The sequence below is a fragment of the Paenibacillus thailandensis genome, assembly GCF_042685365.1.
Taxonomy (GTDB): Bacteria; Bacillota; Bacilli; order Paenibacillales; family Paenibacillaceae; genus Paenibacillus_AP; species Paenibacillus_AP thailandensis.
Genome location: NZ_JBHUMY010000012.1, coordinates 119,748 through 140,221 on the forward strand (window position 1 = coordinate 119,748; position 20,474 = coordinate 140,221).

At 56.3% G+C, this 20,474-nt stretch carries 25 protein-coding genes; 3 read left to right on the forward strand and 22 right to left on the reverse strand.

The window, feature by feature from the left end; genetic code table 11:
* Positions 1-170 precede the first annotated feature (170 nt).
* The 10 genes from rnc to ACFSW5_RS12085 all read right to left on the reverse strand — a co-directional run bounded on the left by rnc (position 171) and on the right by ACFSW5_RS12085 (position 7,896).
* Complete coding sequence (gene rnc / locus ACFSW5_RS12040; protein WP_379273203.1) at positions 171-869, reverse strand: ribonuclease III; 699 nt, start codon at positions 867-869, stop codon at positions 171-173.
* Positions 859-2,097, reverse strand: a complete 1,239-nt coding sequence (gene fabF, locus ACFSW5_RS12045; protein ID WP_379273205.1) for a beta-ketoacyl-ACP synthase II — start codon at positions 2,095-2,097, stop codon at positions 859-861. Before fabF ends, rnc begins: the two co-directional genes overlap by 11 nt.
* A 152-nt stretch (positions 2,098-2,249) precedes the next feature.
* Entirely contained in the window at positions 2,250-2,483 is a 234-nt protein-coding gene (gene acpP / locus ACFSW5_RS12050; RefSeq protein WP_379273207.1) for an acyl carrier protein, read from the reverse strand.
* A 94-nt stretch (positions 2,484-2,577) separates the two neighbouring features.
* A complete protein-coding gene (fabG, locus tag ACFSW5_RS12055) occupies positions 2,578-3,327 on the reverse strand; it encodes a 3-oxoacyl-[acyl-carrier-protein] reductase (protein ID WP_379273878.1) in 750 nt (249 codons plus the stop codon).
* Between the two features lie 55 nt (positions 3,328-3,382).
* A complete protein-coding gene (gene fabD, locus ACFSW5_RS12060) occupies positions 3,383-4,309 on the reverse strand; it encodes an ACP S-malonyltransferase (RefSeq protein ID WP_379273209.1) in 927 nt (308 codons plus the stop codon).
* A gap of 16 nt (positions 4,310-4,325) precedes the next feature.
* Complete coding sequence (locus ACFSW5_RS12065; protein ID WP_379273211.1) at positions 4,326-5,312, reverse strand: beta-ketoacyl-ACP synthase III; 987 nt, start codon at positions 5,310-5,312, stop codon at positions 4,326-4,328.
* An 11-nt stretch (positions 5,313-5,323) separates the two neighbouring features.
* On the reverse strand, positions 5,324-6,313 hold the full coding sequence (gene plsX, locus ACFSW5_RS12070; RefSeq protein ID WP_379273214.1) for a phosphate acyltransferase PlsX: 990 nt from the start codon (positions 6,311-6,313) through the stop codon (positions 5,324-5,326).
* Positions 6,297-6,887, reverse strand: a complete 591-nt coding sequence (gene fapR / locus ACFSW5_RS12075) for a transcription factor FapR (protein WP_379273880.1) — start codon at positions 6,885-6,887, stop codon at positions 6,297-6,299. The genes plsX and fapR overlap by 17 nt, the downstream gene beginning before the upstream one ends.
* A gap of 277 nt (positions 6,888-7,164) precedes the next feature.
* Positions 7,165-7,338 (reverse strand): 50S ribosomal protein L32, encoded by a 174-nt coding sequence (gene rpmF, locus ACFSW5_RS12080; RefSeq protein WP_116043433.1) that lies wholly within the window; start codon positions 7,336-7,338, stop codon positions 7,165-7,167.
* 36 nt (positions 7,339-7,374) lie between these two features.
* Entirely contained in the window at positions 7,375-7,896 is a 522-nt protein-coding gene (locus ACFSW5_RS12085) for a YceD family protein (protein ID WP_379273217.1), read from the reverse strand.
* 198 nt (positions 7,897-8,094) lie between these two features.
* On the opposite strand from ACFSW5_RS12085, the gene ACFSW5_RS12090 reads away from it, so the two are divergent.
* Positions 8,095-9,348, forward strand: coding sequence for a nucleotidyltransferase (locus tag ACFSW5_RS12090; protein ID WP_379273219.1), 1,254 nt, complete (start codon positions 8,095-8,097; stop codon positions 9,346-9,348).
* 38 nt (positions 9,349-9,386) lie between these two features.
* On the opposite strand, the gene ACFSW5_RS12095 is transcribed toward ACFSW5_RS12090, so the two are convergent.
* The gene (locus ACFSW5_RS12095; RefSeq protein WP_379273221.1) at positions 9,387-10,409 is read right to left on the reverse strand and encodes a YlbL family protein; all 1,023 of its coding nucleotides are present in this window, start codon (positions 10,407-10,409) and stop codon (positions 9,387-9,389) included.
* Between the two features lie 212 nt (positions 10,410-10,621).
* Between ACFSW5_RS12095 and ACFSW5_RS12100 the strand changes: the two genes are divergently transcribed.
* Positions 10,622-11,836 carry a nucleoside recognition protein gene (locus ACFSW5_RS12100; protein ID WP_379273223.1) on the forward strand — a complete coding sequence of 405 codons (1,215 nt, stop codon included), beginning with the start codon at positions 10,622-10,624 and terminating at the stop codon, positions 11,834-11,836.
* Positions 11,837-11,921: 85 nt separating this feature from the next.
* Here ACFSW5_RS12100 and coaD read toward each other — a convergent pair whose 3' ends face one another.
* The 3 genes from coaD to ACFSW5_RS12115 all read right to left on the reverse strand — a co-directional run bounded on the left by coaD (position 11,922) and on the right by ACFSW5_RS12115 (position 13,728).
* Complete coding sequence (gene coaD / locus ACFSW5_RS12105; protein ID WP_379273227.1) at positions 11,922-12,479, reverse strand: pantetheine-phosphate adenylyltransferase; 558 nt, start codon at positions 12,477-12,479, stop codon at positions 11,922-11,924.
* Complete coding sequence (rsmD, locus tag ACFSW5_RS12110) at positions 12,421-13,023, reverse strand: 16S rRNA (guanine(966)-N(2))-methyltransferase RsmD (protein WP_379273230.1); 603 nt, start codon at positions 13,021-13,023, stop codon at positions 12,421-12,423. The genes coaD and rsmD overlap by 59 nt, the downstream gene beginning before the upstream one ends.
* Positions 13,024-13,593: 570 nt before the next feature.
* Positions 13,594-13,728 carry a paeninodin family lasso peptide gene (locus ACFSW5_RS12115; RefSeq protein WP_379273233.1) on the reverse strand — a complete coding sequence of 45 codons (135 nt, stop codon included), beginning with the start codon at positions 13,726-13,728 and terminating at the stop codon, positions 13,594-13,596.
* A gap of 327 nt (positions 13,729-14,055) precedes the next feature.
* On the opposite strand from ACFSW5_RS12115, the gene ACFSW5_RS12120 reads away from it, so the two are divergent.
* Entirely contained in the window at positions 14,056-14,292 is a 237-nt protein-coding gene (locus ACFSW5_RS12120) for a DUF7660 family protein (RefSeq protein ID WP_379273235.1), read from the forward strand.
* On the opposite strand, the gene ACFSW5_RS12125 is transcribed toward ACFSW5_RS12120, so the two are convergent.
* The 8 genes from ACFSW5_RS12125 to ACFSW5_RS12160 form a co-directional block, all read right to left on the reverse strand.
* Complete coding sequence (locus tag ACFSW5_RS12125) at positions 14,283-14,462, reverse strand: hypothetical protein (protein WP_379273237.1); 180 nt, start codon at positions 14,460-14,462, stop codon at positions 14,283-14,285. The two genes, ACFSW5_RS12120 and ACFSW5_RS12125, sit on opposite strands and share 10 nt — an antisense overlap.
* Positions 14,463-14,631: 169 nt before the next feature.
* On the reverse strand, positions 14,632-15,600 hold the full coding sequence (locus ACFSW5_RS12130; protein ID WP_379273239.1) for a glycoside hydrolase family 25 protein: 969 nt from the start codon (positions 15,598-15,600) through the stop codon (positions 14,632-14,634).
* 220 nt (positions 15,601-15,820) lie between these two features.
* Entirely contained in the window at positions 15,821-16,252 is a 432-nt protein-coding gene (locus ACFSW5_RS12135; RefSeq protein WP_379273242.1) for a DNA-entry nuclease, read from the reverse strand.
* Between the two features lie 184 nt (positions 16,253-16,436).
* Positions 16,437-17,273 (reverse strand): TatD family hydrolase, encoded by an 837-nt coding sequence (locus tag ACFSW5_RS12140; RefSeq protein ID WP_379273246.1) that lies wholly within the window; start codon positions 17,271-17,273, stop codon positions 16,437-16,439.
* Positions 17,266-18,072 carry an ABC transporter ATP-binding protein gene (locus ACFSW5_RS12145; protein WP_379273248.1) on the reverse strand — a complete coding sequence of 269 codons (807 nt, stop codon included), beginning with the start codon at positions 18,070-18,072 and terminating at the stop codon, positions 17,266-17,268. The genes ACFSW5_RS12140 and ACFSW5_RS12145 overlap by 8 nt, the downstream gene beginning before the upstream one ends.
* Positions 18,073-18,075: 3 nt before the next feature.
* A complete protein-coding gene (locus tag ACFSW5_RS12150) occupies positions 18,076-18,849 on the reverse strand; it encodes an ABC transporter permease (RefSeq protein ID WP_379273251.1) in 774 nt (257 codons plus the stop codon).
* Positions 18,839-19,138: a thiamine-binding protein gene (locus tag ACFSW5_RS12155; RefSeq protein WP_379273253.1), complete on the reverse strand. Its 300-nt coding sequence runs from the start codon at positions 19,136-19,138 to the stop codon at positions 18,839-18,841. The genes ACFSW5_RS12150 and ACFSW5_RS12155 overlap by 11 nt, the downstream gene beginning before the upstream one ends.
* Positions 19,139-19,205: 67 nt before the next feature.
* Positions 19,206-20,246 (reverse strand): ABC transporter substrate-binding protein, encoded by a 1,041-nt coding sequence (locus ACFSW5_RS12160; RefSeq protein WP_379273256.1) that lies wholly within the window; start codon positions 20,244-20,246, stop codon positions 19,206-19,208.
* Between the last annotated feature and the right edge of the window lie 228 nt (positions 20,247-20,474).

Genomic DNA, 20,474 nt, shown 5'->3' on the forward strand with positions numbered 1-20,474 from the left:
TTGTAACACAAGTTAAGGGATCCCCGAGCAAAAAAACCTCCAAATCCGCCCGCATCCGGATTTGGAGGTTTTTCCTAAGCGTCGCTTGCATAAGGCGGCTTATATTTTCTCAAAACATGAGCTGCCCGCTGAATCGGGAACGGTTCCGTATCAATTTCCGCCGGCCGCCGTTATTCCTGCGATATCGCGCGCCAAGCCTCGGAAGCGGCGCGCTGCTCCGCTTCTTTTTTGGTCCGGCCGATACCCGTCCCGCAGCATTTCTCGCCGACGTAAACTTCCACAACAAACTCGCGGTCGTGAGCCGGCCCCCGCTCCTCCGCGATCCGGTACTCGATCGGACCGAGATTGCCATGCTGGGCCTTCTCCTGCAGCTTCGACTTAAAGTCCTTCAACAGAAGGCCGGTGTCGTTCGAATCGATATGCGGAAACATATGCTCCTGCAGAAAGGCCCGCGTCCGTTCAATGCCCGCATCCAAATACAAGGCGCCTACAAACGATTCAAACAAATCGGCGAGCAAGGAAGGCCGCTGGCGGCCGCCCAGCTGCTCCTCGCCCCGTCCGAGCAGGACGTAAGCGCCAAGGTTCAACCGCTCGGCGAATTTGGCCAGCGACGGTTCGCATACGATGGAAGCCCGCATGCGCGTAAGCTCCCCCTCGGGGCGGGAGGGGTAAGCCGTGAACAGAAACTCGGAAACGAGCAGCTGCAGCACGGCGTCCCCCAGAAATTCCAGCCGTTCGTTATGCTCGATGCCGCCGCGCTTATGTTCGTTGACATAAGACGTGTGCGTAAACGCCTGCTTCAGCAGCTTCGGCTTGCCAAACCATATATCAAGCCTTTTCTGCAGCTGGACGAAATCGTCACGCTTCATAAACTTTCATGGCGATCGTCGCATTGTGTCCGCCGAAGCCAAACGAGTTCGAAAGGGCGACTTTCACATCGGCCTTGCGCGCTTGGTTCGGCACATAATCGAGATCGCACTCCGGATCTTGGTCTTCCAGGTTAATGGTAGGCGCAATGACTCCGTTCTTCAGCGTAAGACCCAGGATGACCGCCTCGACGCCTCCCGCCGCTCCAAGCAGGTGGCCCGTCATCGACTTGGTCGAGCTGACCGCAAGCTTGTAGGCATGGTCGCCGAGCGCCATCTTGATCGCTTTCGTTTCGGAGCGGTCGCCGACCGGCGTCGAAGTGCCGTGAGCGTTAATGTAATCCACTTCTTCCGGCTCGATCCCCGCGTCGCGGATCGCCAGCTTCATGCAGCGGGCCGCTCCGTCCGGATCGGGCTCGGTAATGTGGTAAGCGTCGCTGCTCATGCCGTAGCCTATCACTTCGGCATAAATATTCGCGCCGCGTGCCAGCGCATGCTCAAGCGACTCCAGAATAAGCACGCCCGCGCCTTCGCCCATAACGAATCCGTCGCGGCCGGTATCGAACGGACGGCTTGCCTTCTCCGGCTCGTCGTTGCGTACGGACATAGCGCGCATCGAAGAGAAGCCGGCAAGGCCCGTAGGACGGATCGTCGCTTCGGCGCCGCCGCAAATCATGGCGTCGGCTTGTCCGCTTTGGATCAGCTTGTACGACTCGCCGATCGAATGCGTTCCGGTCGCGCAAGCCGATACGACAGCCGTATTCGGGCCTTTCGCGCCGGTAATCATCGATACTTGGCCGGAAGCCATGTTCGCGATCATCATCGGGATAAAAAACGGGCTGACCCGCTTCGGACCTTTTTCGATCAGAAGGTTGTGCTGGTCTTCCCATGTGCCGAGACCGCCGATGCCGGAACCTACGATAACGCCTACGCGCTCCGGATCGACATTGACGCCGACCTCCAGCTTCGAATCGGCAATCGCGGATTTGCTGGCCGCAACCGCAAATTGCACGAAACGGTCCATTTTGCGTGCTTCTTTTCTGTCGACATAATCTTCCGGATTAAAATTTTTGATTTCGGCGGCGATTTTCGTCGGGTATTCCGATACGTCAAACGATTCGATACGGGAAACGCCCGATTTGCCTTCCAGCAAATTCGCCCAAAACTGCTCTATTTCAGAACCGAGGGACGTCATGACGCCCAACCCGGTAACCACTACTCTGCGCTTCATTGTTTTCACCTCGACGTACAGCAATAGAGCGACCGAACGGCCGCTTTCCAAAAAAACGTTATTGCTCGTATATAAATGCTTGTTCAGCCGATTTTTTATTTCAAGATGGAGAGAAGTCCCGTCTGTTACAACGGGACTTTTTTTTCGGACACTTAGTTAAGAGATTGTATGTAATTCACAACTTCTCCCACTGTGGTGATCTTCTCCGCATCTTCATCAGAGATTTCCATATCAAATTCGTCTTCCAGCTCCATGACCAGCTCTACGACATCAAGAGAGTCAGCGCCGAGGTCATCTTTAAAGGAAGCTTCCAGCGTGACTTCCGCCTCGTCTACGCCAAGTCGGTCGACGACGATACGTTTTACACGTTCTACTACATCGGACATCCGGTTCACCTCCTCCATCGTATTATACGAGAATTAAAGACAAAATGCCATACGTAACCGTTTCAATCGTAAAACGGCATCCTTTCCAAGGCGGCTACATGTACATGCCGCCGTCGACGTGAACGGTTTGTCCGGTCATGTACGACGCGGCGTCCGACGCCAAAAAGCGGACCGCATTCGCGACGTCCTTCGCGTCGCCGAACCTCGCCAAAGGAATTTGCGCCGACATGGAGGCTTTAATATCATCGGGCAGCTTGTCCGTCATTTCGGTTTGGATAAACCCCGGTGCGACGCAGTTGACGGTAATGCCGCGCGACGCCAGTTCCCTCGCGCTCGATTTCGTCAAGCCGATCACGCCGGCTTTGGCCGCGACGTAGTTGGCTTGCCCCGCGTTTCCGATGGCTCCCACGACGGACGAAATGTTGATGATGCGGCCGGAACGCTGCTTCATCATCGGGCGCGTTACCGCTTTGATCCCGTTGAATACGCCTTTTAAATTCGTTTCGATGACCTCGTCGAACTCTTCCTCTTTCATGCGCATAATTAAATTATCTCTTGTAATCCCCGCGTTATTCACAAGGATGTCGATCGCGCCGAATTGTTCGATCACTTCTTTGACCATCGATTCGAATTCGTCCGCCTTGCCTACGTTCGCTTTGATGACCAAAGCGCGCCGGCCCAGCGCTTCAACCGCTTTCGCGGTTTCGACCGCCGCCGCTTCGCTGCCCGAATAATTGATGGCAACGTCCGCGCCCGCTTCCGCCAGCCCGATCGCAATGGAGCGGCCGATGCCGCGGGAGGCTCCGGTTACAAGCGCTTTTTTGCCTTCCAGATTGGCAAACATCGTGCTTTCTCCCCCTGTCATGACATATTTTCCTGCCCGGATCCAAGAGGTCCTATTACAGCTGGTTCAACGATTCCAGGCTGTTGACGGATACAATCTTGACGGATTTGTCGACTTTTTTGATCAACCCGGCCAATACGGTCCCGGAGCCGATCTCGACAAACGTATCCACGCCTTGTTCAATCAAGTAACGGACGGTGTCTTCCCATAGAACCGGGGAATACACCTGCTCTACAAGCAAGCCGCGGATTTCGGACGCATCCGTTACCGGACGGGCCGTGACGTTCGCGACGACAGGCACCGCAGCGTCATGGACCGTTACGCCTTTCAGCACCTCGGCCAGCTTTTCCGCCGCAGGCTTCATAAGCGAAGAATGGAAAGGCCCGCTGACTTCAAGCGGCACGACCCGCTTCGCCCCGGCTTCCTTGCCGCGCTCGACGATTGCCTGCACGCCGGCCGCGGCGCCGGATACGACGATTTGCCCGGGGCAGTTGACGTTCGCCAATTCAACGGTATGCGAAGCGCCCTCGGAAGAAACGGCGGCGCACAGACTTGCGAGCGCCTCGCGTTCGGCGCCAAGCACGGCGGCCATGGCGCCTTGTCCGCCCGGCACGGCTTGCTCCATAAATTCGCCGCGGGCCCGGACGGTCTTGACCGCATCCTCGAACGATAAAGAGCCTGCAGCCACAAGCGCGCTGTATTCGCCCAAGCTATGGCCCGCGACATAGTCCGGGCGCAAGCCTTTGCCTTCCAGCGCCTTCAGCAGCGCCGCGCTGACGGTAAGCAGCGCCGGCTGCGTGTTGACCGTCTGCTTCAACGTTTCGTCGGGACCGCCGAAAATAATATCGCTAAGCTTGAATCCAAGGACCTCGTCCGCGCGTTCGAAAACGGAGCGCGACGCTTCGACCGCGTCGTACACGTCCTTGCCCATGCCTACGGCTTGCGCGCCTTGTCCCGGAAATACAAATGCTGTTTTGCTCAAGAATGAATCCCTCCGTTTACCAAATAAGTACGGTCGAGCCCCATGTCAGACCGCCGCCGAAACCGACGAGCACCAGGCAATCGCCTTCCTTGATCCGGTTCTGCTCTACGGCTTCCGCGAGCGCGACCGGCACCGATGCGGCCGACATATTGCCGTATTTATCGACATTGATCATGCATTTGTCTTCATTCAGCTCCAAGCGGTTCAGCGCGGATTGAATAATCCGGATATTGGCCTGGTGCGGAACGAGCAGATCGATGTCTTCCTTGGACTTGCCCGCCTTGCGAAGCGCATCTTCCGCGGCGCTGCCCATGATTCGGACCGCGAATTTGAACACTTCGTTGCCGGCCATGTAAATGTAATGCGCTTTGGAGTCGACGGTATCGGCCGTGGACGGCATGCGCGATCCCCCGCCGGCAATGTTAAGGAGCGGTCCGCCGCTGCCGTCCGCGCCCAGCTCGAACGACTTGAAGCCGCGATGCTCCGGAACCGGCCCGAGAACGGCCGCGCCCGCGCCGTCGCCGAACAGAATGCATGTATTGCGGTCGGTGTAATCCGTAATGCGGGACAACGTATCCGCGCCAACGACCAGCGCATGCTTGTACATCCCCGTGGCAATCATGCTGGATGCCGTCGCCAGGCTGTAAATAAACCCGGAGCAGGCGGCCGAAAGGTCGAACGCGGCGGCGCGCTTCGCCCCAAGCCTTTCCTGCAATACGCAGGCCGTGGAAGGAAAGAACATATCCGGCGTAATGGTAGCAACTATAATAAGGTCGATATCCTGCGCCGTCAAGCCCGCCGCCTCCAGCGCCCGGACGGACGCTTCATAGGCCAGGTCCGACGTTGCCTGCTCCGGCGCGGCGATTCTCCTCTCCCGAATGCCGGTTCTCGTTACGATCCATTCGTCGTTCGTTTCAACCATTTGCTCCAAGTCGTGATTGGATAATATACGTTCCGGGACATATTTGCCCATGCCTATAATGCCTACCGAATTTACGCTCACGCTAAACACACTCACTTCCCGTTTATTTCCGCCGCGATCGATTGGACCAGCTTGACTTGAACGGCGATCCTGGCTTGACGGACGGCGTTCTTGACCGCCTTCACGTCGGAAGAGCCGTGGCATTTCATAATCAGGCCGTCAAGTCCAAGCAGAGGCGCGCCCCCGTGCTCCGTGTAATCCATTTTCTTTTTCAACTGACGCAGCTTGGGCATCATGATGGCGGCGGCGACTTTGGTCATCCACGTCGAAGCAAACGATTCCTTCAAAGCCGAAAACACCGTATTGGCCGTCCCTTCCATCGCTTTCAGCATGACATTGCCTGCAAACCCGTCGCAAATAAGAACGTCGCAATTGCGCACAAGCACGTCGCGGGCCTCCACGTTGCCGATAAAATGAATCGGCGCCTCCTCCAGCAGATCGTAGGCCGCCTTCGTCAGCTCGTTGCCCTTCCGGGCTTCCGTTCCGACGTTCAGAAGACCGACCCTAGGTTTATCAATTCCATGCACCTTGGAACGGTATACGCTGCCCATGATGGCATATTGCAGCAAATGCTCCGGCTTGGCGTCCATGTTGGCTCCCAAATCGAGAGAGAGCACGCCTACATCGTCCATCGTCGGCAAAATCGGCGCCAGCGCCGGGCGCTCGATGCCGTTCAGACGCCCCACGACGAGAAGCCCCGTCGTCATCAGCGCGCCCGTATTGCCGGCGGACAGCATGCAGTCGGCTTGCTTCTCCTTCACGAGCCGGCCGGCGATCACCATCGAGGAGTCCTTTTTTCTCCGGACGGCTTTAACCGGCTCTTCATCCGGTCCGATGACGTCCGGGGCGTGGCACACCGTAACGTTCGGCAGCTTGCGCCCGTCAAGCAGGCTCTCGATCCGGGATTGATCCCCGACGAGAAGCAGTTCCGTATCCGGCCACTCTTGAGCGGCCTCGACCGCTCCCCGCACAATGAGATCGGGAGCATTGTCGCCTCCCATCGCATCAATGGCGATCCGCATGATCCTCTCCTCCTTCGCTGTCCATTCCGCTCGCAGACCGGTAAATGATAAAGCTTCCTTGAAACACCATTTCATCGCCTACGTAAGTATAAAGTTCCACCTTGCCCTTGCTTCCGCTCATGGATCTGACGTAAGCCTTGGCAATGCATTTTTCCCCCAGCTTTACTTGCCGAATAAACCGGATATCCGCAGCCGCGGTCAAAGCGATTTCGTCGTTGATGACGGCCACCGCAAGCGAATTCGCTTGAGCAAACAGATGATGTCCCCGGGCAATCCCGGTTCTGGAGAATACATGCTCTTCTTTAATTTCAAATATGGAAATGCCGCTCTTGTCGAGCTGCAAATCGACGATTTCGCCTATTACTTCATGAAGCGGCAAAGACTTTACCGTATCGTATGACCTTTCGGCCATAAGCTTCATCCGTTCCCTCAGCTCCGGAATGCCAAGCTCCAATCGGTCCAGCCGGACGGTCTGAATGCTGACCTTGAGCTGACGGGTCAGCTCCCGGTCCGTCATGAACGGATTTTCTTCGATCAACCGGAGCAATTGCTGATGCCGCTCACGTTTGGGCATTCGTTCGATGCTACTCACTTCCTTCGCCTGACGGAATCCTTCATACGTATTTAAACGGCAACTCCATCCGATATGCTGTCAGCAGATATTATCACCAGGTACTAACCAAGTATATAAAAAAAAGCTCTTCCGCGCAACGACCCGTACATTCTCGCCTTTGAAACTTCAAGTCTCGACCTTTGTCCGCGCCTTGCTCCGATGAAGCCGATGAAAAACATATTTACAAAAATAGCACTTCACCCAAGGATGAAGTGCTATTTTGCATGTAACGTAAGGACTATTGGGAAATAATCTCTTTCGTTTTGTAGTATCCGCACACCTTGCACACATGGTGAGCCAGTTTCAGCTCTCCGCATTGCTCGCATTTAACCATGCCCGGAATCGCAAGCTTGAAGTGCGTGCGACGTTTGTCGCGGCGAGTTTTGGACGTTCTTCTTTGAGGTACTGCCATATTTCCCACCTCCTTCACAGAATCAATCGTTTCTGCCTATTCCTTAAACAGATCTTTGAGCGCTGCGAATCGCGGATCGATCTTTTCCGTATTGCAGCCGCATTGACGTTCATTCAAGTTTTGCCCGCAGTTCGGACATAGACCTTTGCAGTCGTCATCGCACAGCGGTGCGAAAGGCAACGACAGCAGAAGCACTTCCTCCACGAGAGGCTTCAGATCCACCTTGTCCGACGCAATCTTAATGACATCCTCGTCTTCCTCTCCGTCTACGTCTTCCGCTTCGTCCAGAGAGGCTACAGGCTTGAACGTTTCGAAGATGGGAATGACGATTTGTTCCGGAACGCCGCTAAGGCAGCGAGAGCATGCCATGTTGAGGCTGATGGAAAGCTCACCTTCGACTTGTATGACGTCTTCTTCGCCGGTTACCTTAAGCGAAACGCTTAGCGGTCCTGCGCCGGTGACATCCCTGCGTCCTTTAAGCAATCCGGATACGTCCATTTGCTCGTTAAAGGTTACGGTCGAACCTTTGGAGAGCATGTCGTGAACATTAAACTGCATAAGATCATCACCCCAAACAAACAAAATTTATTATAGCGACCGGCAATCGGTTTTGTCAACATTTTCACACGGTTTTTCGGGCGTCCCTCCCGCTAAAAGACCGCGACCGCCACCTCGTAAGCAGGATGTCTTTCTTTGCGGGCAGGAGGTTTGCGGCGCTGCGGCGAAGTATATGGTTCTGGATAAAGGAGTGATACGATGCGCGCTGTTGGTCTTATCGTCGAATATAATCCGTTCCACAACGGACATCTATATCATCTGCGGGAATCAGTCAAATTGACCTCGGCCGAAGCGGTGGTCGCCGTCATGAGCGGCCATTTCCTGCAGCGGGGCGAGCCGGCCGCCATGGACAAATGGGCTCGGACGGAAGCCGCTTTGCGCGGAGGCTGCGATCTCGTGATCGAGCTGCCGGTCGCCTACGCCACCCAAGCCGCCGAATGGTTCGCCTACGGCGCCGTTGCCCTTCTCGAAGCGACGGGCGTCGTAGATGCGTTTTGCTTCGGCTCGGAAAGCGGCGAGCTCGGGCCGCTTCGGCAAGCGGCAGCGGCGATCGCGGAAGAGCCGCCGAGCTTTCGCGAGCTGCTGCAGCGGGAGCTTCTGAAGGGCGTGAGCTATCCCGCGGCGCATAGCACGGCGCTAGCCGGCTATTTGGCGGCGGAAGGATACGAAGAAGCGGCGGGCTTCCCTTTCGCCGAGCCTAATCATACGCTTGGTCTTCATTATCTGATCGCCCTTGCAAGGCTGAAGGGACGAATGACGCCGTATACGATCCGCAGGGAAAAAGCGGGCTACCGCCAAACTTCCATTACGGACAATCGCATCGCCAGCGCGACCGCAATCCGTAAAGCTTGGCTGGAAGAAGGCTCCATCGCCGGCTTGCAGAATTACGTCCCGCCTTCCACCTATGCCGTTATGGTCAGGGAAGCCGAGGCGGGCCGCGCTCCCGTCAGCTGGGACAGCTTCGTTCCGCAGCTCATTCACGCGATCGGAACGCGGAGCCCGCAGCAGCTTGCCGCGCTGAGCGAAGTGACGGAAGGTCTCGAACACCGGATTCGGCAAGCTTTACCGAAGCTTGGAGCAATCGAATTCGAAGCGTTGATGGACGCGCTCAAGACGAAGCGTTACACCCGAACGAAGCTTCAGCGGGCCTTGCTATCGATATTGCTTGGACATGCCAAAGCGGATCTGTCCCCGGAGAAGCTTAGAGGCGGCGTCGAGTATATCCGCGTGCTCGGCTTTACCGACAAAGGAAAGGAATTGCTTCGCATCATGCGGAAGCAGGCCAAGCTGCCGGTACTGTTATCCGCTGCACGTCCGCCGGCAAATTACCGTTATTTGGAGTTGGATACTCAAGCTACCGTCGCATATCGTCTCGGCCAGCCCGCTCCTTTCCGCACGGACGAACTTTACAGGGATTATCGAGGCAAGCCGGTGATGGTCTCCCGGCCATAATCTGTTTCAAGCCGGCCGGCTATAGTGCGGCAGTCTCTTTAGCGGGTCGAACGGCTGAATGTTTTGATCGCTTGTACCGCTTCATCCAGCGTGTTTACGCCGACGACCCTCATCTCCGTGCCGATCGCTTCCGCTTTGGCGGCCGCTTCTTCGGCGTTTGCGGACGGAGCGAGAAACAGATCGGCCCCCGCTTTGTCGGCGGCTGCAACTTTATGGGCGACGCCGCCGATCTCGCCGACTTGTCCCCTCGCGTTTATCGTGCCCGTCCCCGCCACCGTTAACCCGTTCGTCAAATCGCCTTCGGTCAGTACATCGAGCGTTCCGAGGGCGAACATCAAACCCGCGGACGGCCCCCCGACTTCTCCGGCGTCGATTGCGATCTTGTAACGGGAATCGTCCGGCACCAGTTCCCTTTGCTCAACCAACGATTCGATGCCTAGGGCTGCGGCCTCGTCCGGCTGCCCCGAAGGAACCGCGCCGGCCTTGACGGATACGGCGATCTCCTGTCCGTTTCGCTCGACGATGAGCGACAAAGAATTCCCCTCCGCTTTCTCCACGATCGATGTCAAAGCTTCGATGCTGTCAATCCGGCTTCCGCCGCCTTCCCGTATGATCGCATCCCCGGTTCTGAAGGCGGATCCTTCCGAGACATCCGCAACAACCACCCTTCTGGGCACTGCCTGATACGGGATGCCCGCATACCGGTACGCCGCCTCGATCGCAACGTCCTCCGACCCTTGCATGACGACCGTCATGCGAGACATATATTGCTCCGGCGAATCGTCGCCCATAATCGATGTTTTCCGATATACTTCCGTATCCGGATTCCAGAGCGAGCTGATCGCTCTCCAATAATTTGCCGAACTCATTTTGACCGTCGTCATGAGAAACCGCCCGCTTGCTTCGCCCGCCTTGCCCTCCGCCGAGCGAATCATGCTATCCAGCGGCAAGGCCGCTCCCGGTTCGTATAGAACATACGGCGTCGGAGCAAAAAGCAAAAGCCACATCAACACGGCTGTCAGCAGTCCCGAAGCGACGGTACGAAGCTTGTCTAATCTCATCGGTATCCGCTCCCTTCGCGCAGTTGGCCGGGGCACGGATAGCCGCGCCGGCTCTCCCTGCCAGCAAGCCATTCGCTTAACGGATCAGCCCTGCAGGTCTATCCTTCCCGGCCGTCGCGTATAATGTACCGTTTTCAGGTTGTCCGATTCCGCTAGCGCTCCCGGTTCCGCACGGAAGCCGGGCTACAAGCATAGGAAAGGAACGATAAGCTATGATCCGTACAATCGGTATCGCCATATTGTCGGTAGCGCTTGTGTGCGCCGTCATTATCCAGCCCGACGAAGCGTTCAAAGCTTCGATGCAAGGGCTGTCGATCTGGTGGAACGTCGTATTCCCCGGCTTGCTGCCGTTTCTGGTCGTGCTTGAAATGATGTCCGCCTTCGGCCTGTCCCGGGCGCTTGGCGTTCTGGCGCAGCCGCTGACGCAGCGCTTTCTGAAGCTGCCGGGCGATTCCGGTCTTGCCGTTGCCGCCGGCTGGATGTCGGGCTTCCCGGCGGGGGCCGAAACGACGGCCCGTCTCGTCCGCTCGAACCGGCTGCAAGCTTACGAAGGCGCCAAGCTTCTCGCCTTTTCCCATATGCCGAATCCGGTCTTTATGCTGGTCGTGTTCGGCGCGGGATTTCTGCATAAGCCCCAGCTCGGGCTGCTGCTTGCCTTATCCGTCTGGCTTTCCGGCCTGCTGGCGGCATCGACAGCCGCCGTTATCTCGGCGAAGCCGCGGACTGGACCGGACAAGCCCGCCAAGCCCCGTTCCGGCATCTGGCGCAGGGCTGCGGAAGCGATGGAAGACGGCCGGCGCGAAGACGGGCGCGGCTTCGGGCAAGTGCTGGGCGAATCGGTAACCGTCAGCGTCCAGAAGCTGATGGTTGTCGGGGGACTCATCATGCTGGCGTCCGTCGTCTCGCGGCTGCTGACTCTAATGTTGCCGGAACAGCTGCCCGGCGAATGGCTTCAGCTGCTTTTGCCGATTTTACTGGAAAGCCATCTGGGCGCGTACGCCGCCGCCTCGGCGGATATCCGCGGCATGGGGGCTCCCGTCCAGTTGGCTTTGGCTGCCGCGGCCTTGTCTTGGAGCGGCGTCTCCGGCATTTTGCAAGCGGGGCAAGCCGCCGGAGGAACGGGCATCAAGCTGCTGCCTCTCGCTGCTACGAAGCTGCTGCATGCGCTGCTTGCATTTGGCGTCACCTTGCTGCTGTGGAAGCCGGCGCTCTCGTTGTTGCAGGCTTGGGGCGTTAACCCGGCCTCTTCTCCCGCCATGGCCGGCGATGGAACCGTACAGGCACCGCTGGCGCCCGCACCGGTCGCCTTCTCCGATCTGCCGGCCGTCTGGCCTTATTCCGTTGCCGGAGCGCTATTCCTGGCGGTTGCCGGCATTGCGGCCGGTTTGCTTCTTCTTCCATTCATATGGAGACGAAGATTGCGGTAAGCCGCCTGCCGTCCTTCTTAGCCCTGAACAAAAACCCGCTTCCGCATCGTAACGGCAGAAACGGGTTTTGGGCGATCGGAACGAATTATTGACTCTCGTATTTACGTATGAGCTGCGCTTCCACGCCGGGAGGAACAAGCTCGCTCACGTCGCCTTTAAACTGGGCGATTTCTTTGACGATGCTGGAGCTTAAATACGAAAATTTCGGATTCGTCATCATAAATACGGTCTCGATATTGCCGTCCAGCTGCTTGTTCGTCGACGCAAGCTGCAGCTCATATTCGAAATCCGTTACGGAACGTATCCCGCGGATAATGACATTGGCGTTCTGCGTCCGCATATACCGGACGAGCAGGTCGCGAAAGCTGTCGATCGATACGTTCGGAATGTCCGCCGTCGCCTCTTGAAGAAGCGCTTTCCGTTCGTCAAGCGTAAAAAGCGGCTTTTTGCTCGTATTGTTTAATACCGCCACAATGAGATGGTCGAACATCTTGGCCGACCGTTTAATAATGTCAAGATGACCGTATGTAACCGGATCGAAGCTTCCGGGATAAACGGCAACCCTTCCGGGACGCTCTATATGCTCATTCGCCATGTTCTTCTGCTCCTCCGTCTGCGCTGTCTTGGCTGCCGGCGGCTTCATGCCGGTATATCGACACCGCCGTGTCGCCGTATTGGGCCGCTCGCGTCCGAGTAAAATGCGGCAATCGTTCCGGATAAAAATGCGATGCGTCGTGCTCCACGACGATAGTCGCGCCTTCTTCCAGCAAGCCCAATCCGTATAACTGCTCCATCAGTCCGTCCATCGTCGTGATGCGGTAAGGCGGATCTAGAAAAACGAAACGAAAACGGATTCCGCGCTTCGATAACGCCTTTAGAGCGCGCTCGGCGTCATTCCGGTAAATTTCCGCATGCTCGGCCATTCCCGCCGTCTGAACGTTCCCCCGAACGACGTCAACGCTTATTTTTTCTTTATCGACGAATATGACCTTCTCCGCGCCCCTGCTCCACGCTTCGATGCCGAGCCCGCCCGTCCCGGCAAACAAATCGAGGGCGAAGCCTCCGTCGAAATAAGGGCCGATCATGCTAAAAATCGCTTCCTTCACTTTATCCGTCGTCGGTCGCGTATTCATTCCGGGTACCGCTTTCAGCGGCCTGCCTTTGGCGGCGCCGGCTATTACTCTCACTGCCGTATTGCCCCTTTCTTCTTGCTTTCCCGCCTATCGTACCATACTTTAGACTGCCGAAGGAAGCAATAACTCATGTAAGAACCGGCGGCGCCTTCCCAAAAATCGCGTAAAATCAAAGCATCCGAGATGGAAGCTCCGGGTCCGAACATTTTTTTACGCCGAATGTATAATCCGCCATAAAGCGGCAAAAATAATCTCATCGGCGTCGAGAGATGCCGTAGACAACCGCGGAGAAGACTTACGTTTCCCCATAAGCTCTTCGTCCGGTTTCTCCTCTCCCATGAAAGGGCGGTCTCGAAAGAGGCCGCCCGAATTTTATTTATTAAGCTTTGAAGTGACTGAATATTATTGCATTCTTAATCAATAACTTAGGTGGTTTTGGCCCGCAATTTTCAGAACGCATCAAGCAACTATTGGCAAATGGTGAATTTATACGTATGTATAATCCCGGTATTTCTTTTCAACCGATATCGAACTAAAAGCCGCCAAGCTTAGCAGCAGCCTGTGGCTGTCTGGTGGCGTGACAGAACAAAAGGGGCCCGGACTAGGGCCCCTTCTACTTGCGCATCAAGAATCATAAAGATCAAAATCAGGATCTCCGCCAATGTATGAATAATCGACAATAGTAAAACCGTTACCCGCCATCGTTTCAGCTACTTCAAGCACATCCAGTTTTGGGAAAGCCCATTCCTTCTTATCCATGTATGATGCCTCCTCTCGACACCGCTTTTAGTTTATTACACTCTACAATGAGAAAAGTTCGTCATAAGGAAGGAATTTCCTCCTATGTGGCGAACTGTGTTAAACGGAGGTCAATGGATGTGAATCAATCGAGAAATGAACTAAAAAACAAAACCGATTCTTTTACGCTGTGTTTTGGGAGAAATCTCTTATTGTGTCTGCTAACAGGTTCGGCTACGGGCGAATTGTCCTGTGTACCAATCATAACGTGGTTATCGACGGAAGAAATGCGAGTTTTTGTCGATGCCTGACATTGCAAAGCATATCTAGAAAAAAGGAGAAATGTCTATGTTTCATATTAACCCCCATGATATAAAATCCAAAGAGGATTTGATAAAGTTCTTGTTTGAGCTTAGAAAAGATTATCACGCAACCAAAGACGATGATTACGAATGGGCGAACATATCATTGGAGCACTTCTTGGAATCAATGGAAGCTTGGCTTACCGATAGCTCGACTGTTCCTGAAAAGCCTGATTGGAGCACCTTCGCCGCAATCCTTTTGGCAGGCCGAGACTACGAGTAATCCTCCACCGTCGCTCCCTCGGCATCCCGCACCTTGTACCACTCGCCATCGACCATAAAGCGGCCGTCGTACTGATCCACGCGCTCCACAACGCCGCGCACAACCAATTCCTCAAACGGTTCATACATCCGAAGCTCTATCACCCTTCGCAGCTGCAGCGATTCAGCCACAGCCTGCGAGATCAGCTCCCGCTCATTTTCGTTAGATCTGGCTGCGGTCGGCAATGCTCGTTCGGCGCCACCTACGCTCCGGCAGCATCATCCGCGGCGATTCCCAAGTCCGTTACCTCCAACCCTATTGCAGCCCCGTCTGATTAGACCAAGCTTCACCTTTCATCTTCTAGTTCTTCTTCTCCAGCTCCTCGATCGCTTTGCGCGTGGAAGCGCTAAAGCTTTTGAAAAATTTGATAAGCTCCGCGTTGCATAGTCCTGCATTATACAGCATTTGAATCGTAATGATTTCCGGACGCCCCTTATCGTCGACGGACGTCACGATTCCCGCCTTAAGCGCAGCCTCCGCTGCCGGCTTGGCCCAAGCAGGGGGATTCGCGTCCCCGGCCGTATTCAAATAGGCTTCCAAAGCGGCGATTCGGTTCTCCAGCGCCGCAACCTGCTGTTTCTCCGCTTCCGTCATCGGCTCTTCCTCCTTCATAAACACGTATTTCTTGAACAAATCTTCTTCGGTACCCGCATATTCGTTCAGATCGACCGGCCCAGCTATGCCCGACACTCTTCTGCCCCCGCCGGGACGTTGACCTCCGGTCCCCCCGTCGCTGTATTGCCAGAACGTCCATCGATCCCATCCCGCTACATCGAACGGAGCGGAGTTGCTATACCTGGCCACCCATAACGGATAAGCGGCAAGCGAATCGTCGAAATTGCCCGCAAAGCTGTTGCCGGTATAAATGATCGGCCGCTTGCCGGTTATCGATTCGATCTCCTTCAGAAACGCGCGCGCGACCGCGTTTATCACCGTCTTGTTCAAATTGCCCGGGTTGTTCTCGTAATCCATGGCCGGGGGCAGCTCCACGCCGCCGACCGCCATGATGGCTCTCGCGAAGTTCGCCGCTTCTTTACGCGCCGCTTCTACTGTCCGGGCCGTCACAAAATGGTAAGCGCCTGTCGCCAGTCCTGCCGCTTTGGCCCCCGCGATGTTGTCCTCGAAGGTCGGGTCCCGGTATCCGACGCTTTCCGTCGCTTTGGCAAAAACAAAGGATATGCCGTCGGCTTTGACCTTGCCCCAATCGATTTTCCCCTGATACCGGGATACGTCAATGCCTTGGGCGTTCCCGTCGCTTCTCGTTTGCACGCTTTCACTTCCTTATTCTATCTATCATTCCTCTTTATATAGTGGATTCATTCCATGGAAAAGCCGTCACGGCATTTGGCCCTTTGCATCGCCTGCTCGAATTATTGCGCGTCCGATCGTTTTTTTGAGCCAATCATGAAAAAAGGCCTCTTCCCGATTCTCATTGTCGGAAGAAGCCTAACTTTTAAAAATGCATTTTAATAAAATCTTGTTGTACCGGCTATTCGATCACGAACAAAACGGTCGTTCCGTCCGGATATTGTTCCAGCCGGTTGCCGACCCACGATCCGGCCCCGCGGTTGTCCGAAGGATCGATATACGCAACGTCGGCGCCCGCTCCGCCCTCCGCGCACATGGCCATCGGCCATTCGTCCCTGTCGTAGCCTTTGCGGGTCGGAATTCCTTCGAGCGACTCCTTGCGGTTCTCCTCCGCTCCTTCCCGGTCGATCGTGCACACGGCGGATTCGCCGGAATCGATCGCCTCCCGTATATGCTCTCCCGTCTCAGGGTAACGGTCGGCCGGAAAACGGATCGTGACATCCGCCTTCGGATCCGTATTGCCGGGCGGATCGAGCCGCTCCTTCACCGTCGGGAACAAATAGACGGCAAAGGCGATGACGGCCGCCGACAACACCGAAATCATAGTCTTCATAACGGCAAGCTGTCCTCCTGTCCTCGATGCTGTTCTCTTATTGTAAACGGGACAAGCGGCAGCGAACAGCCAAAAATATCCAATAATGAACAAAAACCGTTCCGTCCTAAACGAAATTCCGCTGTGGAAGCCAAAACGAAAAAGGAGCGGGACGGGATATTCCCGCCGGCTCCTTTTCGCCTATTCAGGACAAACCGTAAAACGCGGCGGCATTGTCGTACAGCTGCCTCGTAACCTGTTCGAACGGCAGCTTTTTGATCCGCGCGATCTCGCGGACGACATCAAGGACCATTGCAGGCTCGGTGTCCCTTCCTGCATAAGGGCCTTCGAAAGGCCACGGGCCGTCCGTCTCCGACATCATCAATCCGAGCGGATAACGGCCGGCCAGCTCGCGGATTTCCGGCTCGTACCGCACATCGGGCGTTACGGATATGCAATATCCGGCTTCGATCATCCGCTCGATCGTTGCAAGCGCCCCTTTAAACCAATGAAAATGGACCCTCCGGACGGCGTACCGGTCCAAGATGTCGCATGCTTTGTCCGCATCTTCGTAAACGGCATGCAGCACAAGCGGCTTGTCCAGCTCGGCGGCAAGCGCGATAAACCTCTCCAGCAGCCGCAAATACGGCGCTTCGTCGAACGGCCGCCCGGCGCCGACCGATTCATGGCGAGTATAATAAGGAAGCCCGACCTCGCCTATGGCAAAACGTTCGCCGGCGGCCGCGCGCTGCCGAATCCATTCGATGAGCGCGTCCGCTTCCTCGGCGGACGGCGGCGGCTGTTCGGGGTGGAAGCCGTATGCCGGCACGACCGCTCCGGGATATTGCAAAGCGAGCCGCCTCGTCGCGACCGACGATAAGCGGTCCATCGACACCGCCACGACGGCGGCTCCGCCGATATCCTCGAAACGCTCGAGCATCGAGGTCAGCTCGTCCGGGGGATAGCGGTCAAGGTGGATATGGGCGTCAACGAACATCCGCTCCGGCTTTCCGTCCGTTTGCTCACGATAGGCGTCAGACATGCGAATCCCCCGTTCCCTTCGACAAGCTTTCCTGCAGCACATTGTAGACTCTTTCCTTATACCTATTGAACTCCGGATCCGTCCATAGCTTGTCGCTGCGCGGCCGGCCGTAAGGCACTACGAACTCGTCAAGCACGACCGCCGGCGACTGCGACAGCACGATGATGCGGTCGGACAGCAGCAGCGCCTCTTCGATACTATGGGTGACTAGCAGCACCGAGCGGCGGTTCGCTTCCCAGATGGACAGCAGCCAGCGCTGCATGCTAAGGCGCGTCAGCGCATCGAGCGCGCCGAACGGCTCGTCGAGCAGCATAAGCCGCTGCGGAGACAATAACGCCCGCAGGAACGATACGCGCTGCTGCATGCCGCCGCTGAGCACTCCCGGATAAGCGTCCCCGTAAGAAGCGAGCCCGATTTTGCCGAGCCACTCGCTTGTAAGCTCCGCCGCTTCTTTGCGGCTGGCCCCGGCGATTTGAAGCGCAAGCTCCACGTTGCCGGCGACGGTCCGCCAAGGAAGAAGAGACGCTTGCTGCGGCATATAGGATACATTTCCCCGCTGACCGTTAATCCGCTTGCCGCCGATGAGAATGTCGCCTTCGTCCGGAAGCGTCAAGCCGCCGATCATTTGAAACAGCGTCGTTTTGCCGCTTCCCGACGGTCCGACTATGGACACGAATTCCCCTTCGCCTACGGTCAGCGACAAGTCCGCAATGACGTCTTTTTTTGCGGCGCCTTTGCCGAAGCTTTTGCGCACGTTGCGGACCGTTAATACCGGTATGTCGACAGCATTCCCGTCCATCGGCTATTCCCCCTTCCTATCGGGCTTCCAGCGCACGCATATCCGCTCGGCCAATACGACAAGGCCAAACATCGCCAAACTAAGAATGACGATCAGAAAGACGGCCGCGAACACGCGGGCGGTCTGAAAGCCGCTGGACGACAGCATCATGAAGTGGCCAAGCCCTTTCTCCGAGCCGATCCACTCCGCCACGACGGCGGTGAGCACGCTGTAGGAAGCCGCAATTTTCAATCCGGAGAACAGATGCGCGATCGCATGCGGCAGCTCCAGGCGCCAGAACATCGTCCATCTGCTTGTTCCGATCATCTCCATATAATTGCGAAGCTTCGGATCCGTGTCGTTCAAGCCGGACAAAAGCGCAACCGAAACCGGGAAGAAGCATACAAGCCAAATCAGAATCAGCTTCGGAAGCACGCCGTACCCAAGCCATAACGTAAGCAGCGGCCCAAGCGCGATAACCGGCACGTTTTGCGACAGCACCAGCAGCGGGTACAACCCGGATCTGGCCCCGGGAATAAAATGAATGAGGGCGGCGAGCAGAAAGCCCGCCGCCGCCCCTCCCGCAAAGCCCGGGAGCATCAACCCGACAGTCGCGAGCGTATGCTCCAGCAGCCGCGGGCCGACGTTTATTCCTTCTTCGGCGATCGAAAGCGGCGAAGGAAGAATGTATTCCGCCGTGCCAAAGGCGGAGACCGCAATTTGCCATGCCGCAAGCAAAGCGGCAAGGACGGCTGCCGGGGGCCAGATTTTGCGCCAAGGGATACGGTTATTGCCCATCCGGGTATTTCTCCAGCAGCGCGTCCATCGAAGCGCCGGCGGGTTTATAGAAAATTTTGACTTGCGAAATAACCGAAGGGCATCCGTGCTCCGTCATCGCTTCGTTCATCTGCTGCACGATGCCGAGCAGCGTGCCGAGCTCGCCTTCCATCGTGGTTTCGAGCGGCGACACCCGGTACGGCACGCCCGACGCTTTAATGATCGCGATCGCCCGGTCCACATATTCGTACCGGTTTGCGCCATCCGGCGCCTCAGGAATAATTTGAATGCTTACAAGCGCATTAGCCAACTTCGTCCATCTCCTCTTCAACCGTTCGTGCAATGTTTAGTGTTCGACCTATATTGACGTCGAGCCGTTATTCTTTATCCGGCAGGAAATCGTTCGTGAACGCCTTCTCCGCCTCGAGCTTGCCCTCAAGCAAACCGTGCTCGTACATCCAATCCGCATAGTTCGTCCAAACCTCAAGCTTCTGCTCGCCCCAGCGCGGCGCATCGTCCTGATACTTGTCCGCCAGCCATTTCTGGCTCGCGCGCACAAGGTCGGCGTTCAAGTCCGGCTCGGCCTTGATCAGCACCTCCGCCGCATCGTCCGGATGCTCGATCGCATATTCGTACCCTTCCGACGCGCCCGCGACGAACGCCTTTACGATCTCCGGCTTGTCCGCGATCATCTTTTCGCTTGTCGCCAGAACCGGCGTATAATAATCCAGCTTGTCGCTGTAATCGGTCAAATAAATCATGTTCAGCTTTTCGCCGCGCAGCTCCGCTTCGATGCCGGTCCACGCATAATAGATCCAGGCAAAATCGATATCGCGCTGAACGGCGGTAAAGAAATCGGTGTCGCCGATGCTGAGCATGTTCACCTTGCCGACGTCCGCGCCTTTCTCCTGCATGAGCGAAGCGATGACCGCTTCCTCGACGGGCGCTCCCCATCCGCCGTACGTTTTGCCTTCGAATTTCTCCGGCGAATCGATCCCTTTCGCGACCGGCGAGGCAAATCCCGACGTATTATGCTGAATAACGGCCGCCACGGATACGAGCGGAACGTCCGCGATGCGCGCCATCGTAATCGACTCCTGATAGCTTACCCCAAACTCCGCCGCGCCGGAGGCGACCATTTTGTCCGCGCCGTCCTGTCCGGGCTGAATAATCTCGACATCCAATCCATGCTCGGCAAAAAAACCTTTGTCCCGCGCAACGTAAAGTCCCGTATGGTTCGTGTTCGGCGTCCAGTCCAATACGACCTTCACTTTCGTCAACGCTTGTTCCGTACCGCTATCCGGCTGCTGCTCCTCCGCGTTGCCTCCGTTCGACCCGCATCCGGCAAGCATCGCCAGCACCGCAAGCGCCGCTCCGGCCGTCTTCCACCGCGTCAGCGGCATAACCTTATTTCTCATGACCCCTTCTCCCTCTCTATCAATTCGATTAACTGTATCTCCTAGTTATGCAGGCGGAACCGAACCGCTAGCCCCGGTCTTGCTTAACAGCAATTAAACGCTGTTTACTACCTACCGGAAGCGACGTCGTCGGCGTTGTTGGGGAATGACCGTTTCAGCCAGAAATAAAAGCAATACCGATTGAAAACTGAAAAAAGGACGCACCTCAATAAAAAAACGCCCTCCTGA

What these genes read in the sequence shown, in the direction of transcription:
- rnc (WP_379273203.1), bottom strand. Translation starts at nt 869, where the DNA reads ATGAAGCGTGACGATTTCGTCCAGCTGCAGAAAAGGCTTGATATATGG.
- fabF (WP_379273205.1), bottom strand. Translation starts at nt 2,097, where the DNA reads ATGAAGCGCAGAGTAGTGGTTACCGGGTTGGGCGTCATGACGTCCCTC.
- acpP (WP_379273207.1), bottom strand. Translation starts at nt 2,483, where the DNA reads ATGTCCGATGTAGTAGAACGTGTAAAACGTATCGTCGTCGACCGACTT.
- fabG (WP_379273878.1), bottom strand. Translation starts at nt 3,327, where the DNA reads ATGTTTGCCAATCTGGAAGGCAAAAAAGCGCTTGTAACCGGAGCCTCC.
- plsX (WP_379273214.1), bottom strand. Translation starts at nt 6,313, where the DNA reads ATGCGGATCGCCATTGATGCGATGGGAGGCGACAATGCTCCCGATCTC.
- fapR (WP_379273880.1), bottom strand. Translation starts at nt 6,887, where the DNA reads ATGCCCAAACGTGAGCGGCATCAGCAATTGCTCCGGTTGATCGAAGAA.
- rpmF (WP_116043433.1), bottom strand. Translation starts at nt 7,338, where the DNA reads ATGGCAGTACCTCAAAGAAGAACGTCCAAAACTCGCCGCGACAAACGT.
- ACFSW5_RS12085 (WP_379273217.1), bottom strand. Translation starts at nt 7,896, where the DNA reads ATGCAGTTTAATGTTCACGACATGCTCTCCAAAGGTTCGACCGTAACC.
- ACFSW5_RS12090 (WP_379273219.1), top strand. Translation starts at nt 8,095, where the DNA reads ATGCGCGCTGTTGGTCTTATCGTCGAATATAATCCGTTCCACAACGGA.
- ACFSW5_RS12095 (WP_379273221.1), bottom strand. Translation starts at nt 10,409, where the DNA reads ATGAGATTAGACAAGCTTCGTACCGTCGCTTCGGGACTGCTGACAGCC.
- ACFSW5_RS12100 (WP_379273223.1), top strand. Translation starts at nt 10,622, where the DNA reads ATGATCCGTACAATCGGTATCGCCATATTGTCGGTAGCGCTTGTGTGC.
- coaD (WP_379273227.1), bottom strand. Translation starts at nt 12,479, where the DNA reads ATGAAGCCGCCGGCAGCCAAGACAGCGCAGACGGAGGAGCAGAAGAAC.
- ACFSW5_RS12115 (WP_379273233.1), bottom strand. Translation starts at nt 13,728, where the DNA reads ATGGATAAGAAGGAATGGGCTTTCCCAAAACTGGATGTGCTTGAAGTA.
- ACFSW5_RS12120 (WP_379273235.1), top strand. Translation starts at nt 14,056, where the DNA reads ATGTTTCATATTAACCCCCATGATATAAAATCCAAAGAGGATTTGATA.
- ACFSW5_RS12135 (WP_379273242.1), bottom strand. Translation starts at nt 16,252, where the DNA reads ATGAAGACTATGATTTCGGTGTTGTCGGCGGCCGTCATCGCCTTTGCC.
- ACFSW5_RS12140 (WP_379273246.1), bottom strand. Translation starts at nt 17,273, where the DNA reads ATGTCTGACGCCTATCGTGAGCAAACGGACGGAAAGCCGGAGCGGATG.
- ACFSW5_RS12145 (WP_379273248.1), bottom strand. Translation starts at nt 18,072, where the DNA reads ATGGACGGGAATGCTGTCGACATACCGGTATTAACGGTCCGCAACGTG.
- ACFSW5_RS12150 (WP_379273251.1), bottom strand. Translation starts at nt 18,849, where the DNA reads ATGGGCAATAACCGTATCCCTTGGCGCAAAATCTGGCCCCCGGCAGCC.
- ACFSW5_RS12160 (WP_379273256.1), bottom strand. Translation starts at nt 20,246, where the DNA reads ATGAGAAATAAGGTTATGCCGCTGACGCGGTGGAAGACGGCCGGAGCG.